This window comes from Clostridium sp. UBA1056 (assembly GCA_002316385.1).
Lineage (GTDB): Bacteria > Bacillota > Clostridia > Clostridiales > Clostridiaceae > Clostridium_J.
This window is the reverse complement of sequence record DCDL01000064.1, coordinates 351-10,901: the sequence shown is the minus strand read 5'-3', so window position 1 is coordinate 10,901 and position 10,551 is coordinate 351. Positions and strand designations below refer to the sequence as shown.

General features: G+C 28.6%; 11 protein-coding genes. 9 read left to right on the top strand and 2 right to left on the bottom strand.

Translation table 11 applies throughout. The annotated features are described in order from the left end of the window. Nucleotides 1–89: 89 nt before the first annotated feature. The gene (locus B3W71_RS18485) at nucleotides 90–1,016 is read right to left on the bottom strand and encodes a DMT family transporter (protein ID WP_346890406.1); all 927 of its coding nucleotides are present in this window, start codon (nucleotides 1,014–1,016) and stop codon (nucleotides 90–92) included. Between the two features lie 1,204 nt (nucleotides 1,017–2,220). Here B3W71_RS18485 and B3W71_RS18480 point away from each other — a divergent pair. The 8 genes from B3W71_RS18480 to B3W71_RS18445 all read left to right on the top strand — a co-directional run bounded on the left by B3W71_RS18480 (nucleotide 2,221) and on the right by B3W71_RS18445 (nucleotide 8,953). Further along, complete coding sequence (locus B3W71_RS18480; RefSeq protein WP_346890405.1) at nucleotides 2,221–2,538, top strand: hypothetical protein; 318 nt, start codon at nucleotides 2,221–2,223, stop codon at nucleotides 2,536–2,538. A 99-nt stretch (nucleotides 2,539–2,637) separates the two neighbouring features. Then, complete coding sequence (locus B3W71_RS18475) at nucleotides 2,638–3,012, top strand: YbaN family protein (RefSeq protein ID WP_346890404.1); 375 nt, start codon at nucleotides 2,638–2,640, stop codon at nucleotides 3,010–3,012. A 712-nt stretch (nucleotides 3,013–3,724) separates the two neighbouring features. Then, nucleotides 3,725–5,347 carry a methionine--tRNA ligase gene (gene metG, locus B3W71_RS18470; RefSeq protein WP_346890403.1) on the top strand — a complete coding sequence of 541 codons (1,623 nt, stop codon included), beginning with the start codon at nucleotides 3,725–3,727 and terminating at the stop codon, nucleotides 5,345–5,347. A 210-nt stretch (nucleotides 5,348–5,557) separates the two neighbouring features. Next, nucleotides 5,558–6,187 carry an HAD family hydrolase gene (locus tag B3W71_RS18465; protein WP_346890402.1) on the top strand — a complete coding sequence of 210 codons (630 nt, stop codon included), beginning with the start codon at nucleotides 5,558–5,560 and terminating at the stop codon, nucleotides 6,185–6,187. Nucleotides 6,188–6,212: 25 nt separating this feature from the next. Beyond that, a complete protein-coding gene (locus B3W71_RS18460; RefSeq protein WP_346890401.1) occupies nucleotides 6,213–6,848 on the top strand; it encodes an HAD family hydrolase in 636 nt (211 codons plus the stop codon). A gap of 223 nt (nucleotides 6,849–7,071) precedes the next feature. Beyond that, entirely contained in the window at nucleotides 7,072–7,656 is a 585-nt protein-coding gene (locus B3W71_RS18455; protein WP_346890400.1) for an MgtC/SapB family protein, read from the top strand. A gap of 650 nt (nucleotides 7,657–8,306) precedes the next feature. Continuing rightward, the gene (gene moaC, locus B3W71_RS18450; protein WP_346890426.1) at nucleotides 8,307–8,786 is read left to right on the top strand and encodes a cyclic pyranopterin monophosphate synthase MoaC; all 480 of its coding nucleotides are present in this window, start codon (nucleotides 8,307–8,309) and stop codon (nucleotides 8,784–8,786) included. 17 nt (nucleotides 8,787–8,803) lie between these two features. Next, nucleotides 8,804–8,953 (top strand): hypothetical protein, encoded by a 150-nt coding sequence (locus B3W71_RS18445; RefSeq protein ID WP_346890399.1) that lies wholly within the window; start codon nucleotides 8,804–8,806, stop codon nucleotides 8,951–8,953. Between the two features lie 175 nt (nucleotides 8,954–9,128). Here the strand turns inward: B3W71_RS18445 and B3W71_RS18440 are convergent, their stop codons facing one another. After that, nucleotides 9,129–9,575, bottom strand: coding sequence for an Lrp/AsnC family transcriptional regulator (locus B3W71_RS18440; RefSeq protein WP_346890398.1), 447 nt, complete (start codon nucleotides 9,573–9,575; stop codon nucleotides 9,129–9,131). Between the two features lie 136 nt (nucleotides 9,576–9,711). On the opposite strand from B3W71_RS18440, the gene B3W71_RS18435 reads away from it, so the two are divergent. After that, on the top strand, nucleotides 9,712–10,128 hold the full coding sequence (locus B3W71_RS18435) for a carboxymuconolactone decarboxylase family protein (protein ID WP_346890397.1): 417 nt from the start codon (nucleotides 9,712–9,714) through the stop codon (nucleotides 10,126–10,128). The last annotated feature ends 423 nt before the right edge of the window (nucleotides 10,129–10,551 follow it).

Below are 10,551 nucleotides of genomic sequence, written 5' to 3'. Positions count from 1 at the left end.
TTATTTATTTTCACGTGCCTTAATTAATTTATAAAAATAACTCTGATATTTCAGAGTTATTTTTTTATCCTTGAGTCTATATTTTTTATTTAATTATTTTCAGCTGTAGGCCTATTTACAATATAAATTCCAATACAAACTAATACAAGGGCTAATAGGTTTTTCCAATGCCAAATTGATTCTTTTAAGAATATGGCAGAAAGGAAAACACCAAATATAGGAGTTAAAAAGTTGTATATAGAAACCTTTCCTACATTATTATGCTTTAATAGCATAGTCCATAGAGTAAAAGCTACTGAAGAAAGAATAGCAAGGTAGAAAAGTAGTAACATAGCTTCAGTAGATGGTATAGAAAATTTTGCACCTCCAAGAACACCTATAATTACAAGTAAAATTCCTCCAAATAGCAGTTGCCATCCTGTGACTATCATACTGTCTTCTCTTTTAGCAGCTTCTTTACTGATAAGAGATCCTATTGCAAAGGAAGCAGCGGCAAGAATAATGAATCCTTCACCAGTAAAGCTAAAGCCACTTCCAAATTCACCACCTAAGTTAATTATAACTATTCCCATAAAGCCTATAATACATCCTAGAACCTTTTGAGTATTTAATTTATCATCAGAATATACAAAATGGGCAAGAATTACGGCAATAAAGGTTGCAGTAGCATTTAGGATAGATCCCTTAACTCCAGTAGTATGTGAAAGTCCTATGTAGAAGAATAAATACTCTAAAGTAGTTTGAATAAAGCCAAGTAGGGCAATAGGCCCTAAAGCTTGTCTCTTAGGCAATGGAAACTTCTTCTGAATTATCCAAGTTAATAAAATTACTAAAATACCTGCTAAAGCAAATCTATTACCTGCAAATAGAAGCTTACCAAAAATATCATTTTCACCTATAGAAAATAGAGAGTAACCAATTTTTATAGATGGATAGGCACTTCCCCAAAGTAAAGTGCATAATAAAGCTAATGATAGAATAACACTGTTCTTTTGAAAAATATCTTTTTCATTCATAATTTAAATAATCCCCTTTGCACATTTAAAGCTTGTGTAATTATAATTTAAATAATTACAAATATATTCATGATAACTATGAATATATTTTAAAATAGTTAACTATATCTATTAGAATTTTACTATCATATGCAACATATGTAAATGAGCTTTATTATTTATTTGTTTAAATAATAAAATTCATCATTAAGAATCTCAATTATCTTTTATATTTGATAAAGCAGTGGGAACAAGTGGCTCTGAAAATTATTCAGCAGCTAAAGAGGTAATAGAAAATAACTTACTTAAAGAGTAAAATAGACACTAATAAATTGATATGAAGTTAATAACATATGCATAAAATATACTATGTAAAATAAAATTAACATTTAATTTTAGTGTAGTGAATTGACATAAAATATAGCAATGTTATACTTTAAGTAATAAGCTTGATAAACGTTTACAAATCAAGAGAAGGTTATGGTGACAAGAAAATATATAAGTTTTATTAAAGTTTTCACATTAAATTTGTTTACAATTTTAGATTACACTAAGAAATAATAATGTTCACAAAATCTTTAACTATAGAATGGTTAACCTATGCTATTTAAATCAACCTGAAATAGGAGGGGCTCATCCAGATAAAGATGGGCTTCTTCTAATTAAGAATATACTGTAATATTTTTAAAAATCAATATAGTTAATTTAAAAAAATTAGTGTATACGTTATTATATTAGAATAAAATAGCCATAATACAAAAAATAAAAAAATTATAGAAAGATATAATTTGAAATTTTATTGTTTTGTATTATAATAGCAATGTAGGACAAATTTCTTATGCTATATATTAATAATTTAATATATAATTAGTTTCATTTAAAATTTCCCTATAATTTTAAAAGAACTAGACATTAAACAAGACACAGACAAGGAAAGTCTACCATGAAAATGGTAGGCTTTTTCTGTTTTTGAAAAATATATTTATCTGTATAGGCTTAATAGATTTTATTTGGAGAAATATTTTTTATAATAGTAGGATTCTTTATTCCTTACTTATCTTCATCCATGGCGAAAGAAACGGGTGCTAAGTATAGAAAGGGTTTTGGAGAAAGCAACTCTTATATTTTAGACTCACTTAGAGGCCTTAAAGAAATACTTTTATTTAATAATGGATAAGAAAGAGCTAATAGGATACATGAGAATTCTATCAAATTAAATAAAAGTTTGTATGAGATTAAAAAACATGAGAGAATAATAATAGCTATAACAGATATAACTATAATGATAGTAGTATTAGTTTTTACTGTACTAGGGTTTAGTTTATATTCTATAGGAAGTATAGAATTTATAGAGATGATATTAGCTTTAGTAATCATAGCTTCTGCCTTTGGACCAGTGGTTGCATTAAGTAATTTATCTAATAATCTACTTCATACCTTTGCATGTGCCGAGAGAATATTTAATATTCTTGATGAAAAGCCACAATTAGAAGAGGTTGAAGGTGAGGGGAGTATAAAGGGAGATTCTATTGATTTATCATAGAAAATCAACTACTACTATATGTAATAAAGTATATAAGCTAGAAAATAAACAACTGATAAGTTAATGATTATTTATATTAGGATTTAGGGAGGAGTTATTATGAATAAATGCAAAAAGTTTATATACGTATCTATAGGACTAATTTGTTTTTCTCTAGGAGCTATAGGAGTCATATTACCAGTACTTCCGACTACACCTTTTTTACTTCTGGCATCTGTTTGTTTTGTAAAAGGTTCTGAGAGATTTGACTGTTGGTTTAAGAGTACAAAAATATATAAAAAACACTTAGAAAGCTTTGTAAGAGAAAGGGCTATGACATTAAAACAAAAGATTACTATATTACTATTTGCAGATTTTATGATGGCCTTTCCATTGATAATTATAGATAGTTTAGTTGTAAAGGGAATAATTGTTATTATGATAATAGTTAAATATTATTATTTCTTCTTTAGAATAAAAACTATTAAGTGTTAATATTTTAAAAGTTTAATTGACAATTTAAGAAATGTACATATAATTAAAACTATATTAGCTAAATGCAAGGAAGAGGAAATTACCTTTAAGAATACTCCTACAGAGAGCTTTCATTGGTGAGAAGAAGCAGAGGATATTAAGGGGAAAATGGCCTTGGAGCAGTGCACCGAGATTTTAATATTAAGGCTGCAACGGGTTCACCCGTAATAGTGATAGAGTATAACTATAAAATAGAGTTCTCATGAGAGGATATTATCTAAGCATAGTCTTTGGATAAATTCTGTATGAGTTTTTGATTATAGCGTACTTGAAGAGGTTTATATTGTGAAATATAGATGAAGTAGGATGGTAACACGAAGTTTTAACTCTCGTTCCTAAGATTAATTTCTTAGGAACGGGAGTTTTTAAATTTCACTCCAAATTTTATATTTGGTTAAGTGAAATTTACTCCTTAGAACGTATGTGAAAAGGAGTAAATTGAGAGCAAAGCGAAAAGTTGCTTTAGCAACACCACTCCAAATTTTATATTTGGTTAAGTGAAACTTAAGTGAGAATCTAGATCTTGATTTAGTTATTCGAACTTATTCCTTAGAACGTATGTGAAAAGGAGTTTCCTCGAGAGCGAAGCAAAAAGTTGCTTTAGCAACATGGCTTAAAATCTATGATTGGGTTGAGCTGATAAGAATTAAATAGTATAAAGGAGGATAATAAAATGAATGTTTTAATTGGAGGAGCTTGGCCATATGCCAATGGCTCATTACACATAGGTCATATTGCAGCACTATTACCAGGAGATGTAATAGCTAGATATTATAGAGCAAAGGGGGATGAGGTGCTATATATATCAGGAAGTGATTGTCATGGAACTCCTATTTCTATTAGAGGAAAAAAGGAAGGAGTACCACCAGAGATTATAGCTAGTAGATATCATGAGGAATTTAAGTATTGTTTTGATAAATTAAATTTCAGCTATGATTGTTATTCCAGGACTGATGATAATCATCATAAAGAAGAGGTGCAAAAGATAATTACAAATCTATATGAAAAAGGCTTAATATATGAGAAAAAGGTAGAACAAGTTTATTGTGAGCACTGCAATCAATTTTTACCAGATAGATATGTAGAGGGGATATGCCCACATTGCAATAATATTGCACGAGGAGATCAGTGTGACAATTGCTCAACACTTTTAGACCCTTTAGAGCTTAAAAATAGACATTGTAAATTATGTGGTGGTAAGCCCATGGTAAAATCAACTAAACAATTATACTTTGCATTATCTACCTTTGAAAAAGGTCTTAGAAAACATTTGGAGAAATCTAGAGGGAACTGGAGAATAAATGCGGTAAATGGTACAGAGAGATATTTAAATGAAGGGTTAAGAGATAGAGCTATTTCTAGAGATTTAGATATAGGGATAGATATACCAATTGAAGGCTTTGAAGATAAAAAAGTATATGTATGGATTGATGCAGTATTGGGATATTTAACTGTAAGTGAGAAGTGGGCAGAAGAGAATAATAAAAATGCTAGTGACTATTGGAATAGTAGTAGTATATCTTATTATATTCATGGAAAAGATAATATACCGTTTCACACCATTATACTTCCAGCATTATTAAGAGGAACAGGACCAGAAAGAAATCCAGATAAGGTTATTTCTAGTGAATATGTGACTTTAGAAGGAAATAAAATATCTACTAGTAATAATTGGGCAGTATGGATACCTGATATAGTAGATAGATATAATAGCGATTTAATAAGATATTTCTTTATTGCAAATGGACCTGAAAAAAGAGATAGTGACTTTTCATGGAGAGAGTTTATAAATAAAAATAATGGAGAGCTATTAGGAGCCTATGGAAATTTGGTTAATAGAACCTTAGTATTTGTTAAGAAATATTTTAATAGTAATGTCCCAAAAGGAAAAGTGGAAGAATCAATTAAAGCTGATATAGAAGAATTATATAAAAGTACTGGAAAAAATATTGAAGAAGGAAATTTGAAAGTTGCTATAGAGAGAATATTTACTTTTATAAGAAGTATAAATAAATATTTTGATGAAGAAACTCCGTGGATCACTATAAAAGAAGAGAATGAAAAGGGTGGTAATACTATTTATAATTGCCTATACGCTATTATAAATATAGCAAATATTTTAAATCCATTTTTACCTGAGTCTTCAGCAAAAATTAAAAGTTGGTTTTCTTGTGAAGAAAGCACATGGAGAGAGATTAAGCTAAAATCCGAAACAAATATAGGTGAATTTCATGTTTTATTTGAAAGATTAGATAAGAGTCTTATTGATGAAGAATTAAAGAAGCTAGAGGAGTAAATAAGTAAGATTAGTTAATTAAATCCAATTAACAAAATATTTTCAAAATACATTAGTTTATTATGATATAATTAATATATTAGTTCATTGTAAAAATTTAATGGCACATTCTTATATTAAGAATGTGCCACTTGTAATTTATATATACATTTTGAAAGTTATCAAAAGTGGATGAATTACTAAAGAAGATTTAAAATAGGGGATGAAGTTATGTTATTAGAAACAGTAGATAGTATTATATTTGATTTAGATGGAACCATGTGGGATTCATCAGATGCAATTGTGGAAATATGGAATGAAGCCATAAAGGAATTTAAAGATATAGATAAGTCCATCACTAAGGAAGGGTTAAAAGGGGTAGTAGGAGTACCAGTTATAGAGATAGTGAAAACACTTTTTCCGTATTTAAAGGAAGAAAGGTCTATTGAATTTATGAATTATTGTTGCAAGAAGGAAAATGAGTATTTACCTATTAAAGGAGGTATACTTTTTCCGGATTTAGAAGAAACCTTAAAGGCGCTATCACAAAGATATAAGCTTTTTATAGTTAGCAATTGTCAGAATGGATATATTGAATCCTTTTTCCATGCCCATGATATGGAGAAATATTTTATAGACTTTGAGCATCCAGGAAGAACAGAACTGACAAAGGGAGAAAATATAAAACTTGTAATAGAGAGAAATAACTTAAAAAATCCTATATATGTTGGTGATACACAAGGGGATAGAAATGCAGCTAGAGTAGCAGGAATACCATTTATATATGCAGCTTATGGATTTGGTGAAGTAGAAGATTATGATTATAATATAGATAAGTTTAATGATCTTTTGGAGCTATAAATTAATATAAAGGAGAATTAAGGTAATGATTAAAGAGGATGTTGATGGAATTATTTTTGATCTAGATGGAACTCTTTGGGATTCTAGTCAGGAAGTCTTAAGGGCTTGGCATGAAGTAGCTAGTAAAAATATGGATATTACTAAAGATATAACAGAAGAGGATTTAAAAGGAGTAATGGGGCTACAAATCATAGAAATAGGACAGAGACTCTTTCCATACTTAAATAGCAAAAGGCAAGAAGAAATATTAATGGAATGTTGTGAAACAGAATGTAAATACTTAAAAGTAAATGGTGGTAAGCTTTATGATGATTTAGAGGAAACTCTAAGATTACTTGCAGAAAAATATAAGCTATTTATAGTAAGTAACTGTGCATGTGGGTATATTGAAGCTTTTTTAGAAGCACATAAGTTAGAACAATACTTTTCTGACTTTGAAAATCCAGGGAGGACAAGGCTTTCTAAGGGAGAAAATATAAAGCTTATAATTGAGAGAAATAACTTAAGAAATCCTGTATATGTAGGAGACACTGAGGGAGATCAAAAAGCTTCAAGGTTTGCCGGTGTTCCATTTATATATGCTAGTTATGGCTTTGGATATGTAGATAAGTATGATTATAGAATAGATAAATTTAAAGAATTGATAGATATGTATATTTAGATAATAGAGTAAAATTTAATCCCAATGAAGATGTTAAATATCCTCATTGGGATTAAATTTAATTAGATTAAATTTCCTTTTCATCTAATTGTTATTTAGATATATTTAAATGATTATCTAAAAGCCTCTTTTTCTTTACTTATAAAATAATTACAATGTTTTTAAACAATATTAAACTTATGAATATAATATAAGTACTATACTGCGATGGGGAGATGGGATTATGGATTATATAGTAGTGCTAGAAAGACTTATAGTAGGGGTTATAGTAGGTGGGATTGTTGGTTATGAAAGGGAATTTAAAAATAGTCCAGCAGGATTTAGAACCCATATATTAGTATGTTTAGGGGCTACAATTATTTCTTTAATAACAGAGTATGATATACAAAAAGTAATGACTATCGCTCATGATCATATGTATTCTGGATTAATAAAAGTTGATATAGGTAGGCTAGGAGCTCAGGTTATAAGTGGTGTGGGATTTTTAGGTGCAGGTACTATCTTAAGAGATAAAGGATCAGTACGAGGTTTAACTACTGCTGCAACTCTTTGGACAGTAGCATGCTTAGGTTTAGCTGTAGGAAAAGGGCTTTTTGCATTGTCTTTAACAGGAGCTTTCATTGTGTTTATAATACTAAGTTTGTTTAAAAAAGCTGATAAAGTTATACAGATGGATACAAAATGGAGAAGACGCTTTAAGCGAAAAGAAGAAGAAAAAGAAAAAGAAAATGAAGTTGATGCAGATGATAATATTACTGAAGAGAAGAATAATGAGGAAGTTATAACTTTATATGAAAAAGGAGATTAGAGATTGTCTCAAAATAAACTAAATTTTAAATAAATGTTGGGCTTATACTTATATTATTACAACTCAGACCTTTCGAAACGTTGTCTAGGGTCGTAGCCGCTCTTTACTCCCACTTTGAATAAGATGGGAGTATTAGAGCGAGTAGTCATCGGATAAATCACAATAATTTGACTTATATTTTACAGACTATAATATAGCTTTACTATATTCTAATTTGTAGGACATATCCATATTTTATATAACCTTTATAAGTAAATTTTAGATTAAAGAGAATTTAATAAAAAATAGAAGGGAATAATTTAAATAATTTATTTAACCATTAGAATTAAAAATGATCACTTTAATTTACATAAAATGGGGTAAATGTGATATAATTGATGTTGATATAAAACTGATGACATGACTGGGAATATAATTTGATATTTTTATAGAAGAATTTTATTTGCGTTAATAGTTAAATTAACTATTAAAGGTGGTATTAAATCTTGTTTGCATAGTAAATAGGAAATTAATATTCTATGAGATGTAGGAAGTTTATTAAGGGCAATGTACAGCAAGCATTTATAATATAGCTTATTTAAAGATGGAAAAGTAGAAGCAATAAGGAAATGTTTCAGATAGGAGGAGGACTTATGGCTAAAGATGTTCAAATTGATGAGAGATTTACATATATAAATCAGCAAGGAAGAGCTAAAATGGTAGATGTTAGTGAAAAGAAAAAGACCATTAGGGAGGCAATAGCTTGTGGGTCTATTTATATGAAAAAAACTACTTTAAAGAAGATAGATAATGGAGAGATTATAAAAGGGGATGTGCTTTCTGTAGCTCAAGTGGGTGGAATAATGGGAGCAAAGAAAACTGCCGATATAATTCCAATGTGTCACTCTGTTATGATGTCAGAATGTGATATTACCTTTCAGCTAGACTATGAGAAAAATAAAGTAGATATAATAGCTATAGCTAAAACTATAGGTGAAACAGGTATAGAAATGCAAGCTTTGACAGCGGTATCCATAGCAGCATTGACTATATATGATATGTGTAAAGCCGTAGATAAATCTATGATTATAAGTGATATTAGGCTACTTAGAAAGATTGGAGGTAAATCAGGAGAAATTAATAATTTTTAAGGTCAGGGAAGTGGGCTATGGCAAAGGTTATTAGCATAGATATTAGTATTGAAAAGGGAATTATAAAAGGAACTATAGAAAGAGGTTTATTAAAGGTGGATTTTGGATTAGAGGAAGATGCCTATGGAGAAAAGTGGTATAGACAAGTTAGCTTGTTAGGGGAATGAAAGTATAGACAAACTTAATGAACTAAAAGCTTAATAGTATTCAAGTAAAATATTTGCTATTTTTAATGTACAATATATTAATTTTTTATATTAATATAAAGTTAAAGTAAGGAGTTTATACCTTAAATATTTTCAGAAAATATAACTCTTGAAGGAATAACCTTACATGGATCGGCTATAATAAAAACTTATTTATTGAACTATCTAAGTCCACTTCAGAAAATGCAATATTAGTACTAGTTATTGCATAGGGAGAAACTTCATTAATAAATTCTTCAATCTCGCTTAAATCTTTAACTGAAAGCTTAACTAGAAAACAACCATCTCCAGCAATTCTATAACACCATTCACTGAGGCTATAGTTCTTTATGAAATTTTTAAATTTCTCATACTCACCATTTCTCATGGTAACTTTTATTATACAATCAATAGATAGTCCAAGCTTCTTTTTATTTATAGAAATAGTGTAGCCTTCTATGATTCCATTATCTTCAAGTCTTTTTACTCTCTCTGTGACAGAAGGGGGAGATAGATTAATTCTCTTTGATAATTCTCTTATGGATAATCTACTATTTTTTTCTAATTCAGATAGAATCATTACATCAATTTCATCTAATTTCATTTAAAATGTTTTCTCCTTTTTATTATTGCATATGCTATGTATTTAACTTTATTATATGTCATATGAGATACAAAATCCACCTTTGTTTATATATAATATTTAGTAGATAAAACTTAATTAATGAAGGAGAATTAATATGGCAAAAATAAATTTTTCAAATGAAGGAACAACACCCTTTGAACAATTACTTGGATATAATAAGGAAATTATGAAAAGTTGGAGTAACCTAGAGAGAGATTTTTTACAATCTACCACCTTTGATTATAAGTTAAAAGAAGAGGTAAGACGAACTCTTGCCCATAACAATGGATGCAAATACTGTATGGCAAAGGGAAAGCCTTCAGAAGATATAGAAGATAGAAAGATAATAATGGCAACTAAGGTTGCAGATATGATTTCAAAGAATATATCTTTATCAGAGGGGACTTTTAGAGATTTAAACGAATTATTTAGTGCGAAAGAAATCTCTGAGTTATTTGCTCTAATTTGCTTTTTTACAGCATCACAGAAGTTTGGGTTCATACTTGATTTAGAACCTAGTTGCTTAATATAGATTTAGAGTGAATACCTCAAAACAAGCTCAATCTCAGTATTTTACAAAGATTAGAGAATTATTTTGATCAGCCCTGACTTATGAGGTTAGTTGAAAATATTAACAATATTTATTAATACTTAAATAAATTATTTCGATGGAAATAACCTTCAAATATTCATAAACAAAGGAACTTTTTAAAATGTTAAAAAGGTTTCTATATAACTATTTTAAATTTAAAATAGTTCCATATTTATCTATATAAATATTTATATATTTTCATAGATAAATTTTGATAAAGCTGATAGTGAATGAAGGAATGGTGGCCTGAACACTATATAACTAGAATCACAGTCTATATTATATAAATCATATTGAAAGGGGCTTTAGCAAAATATATTACTAATCTTATATAAAATATTGAAGATGCACTTTAATATTATT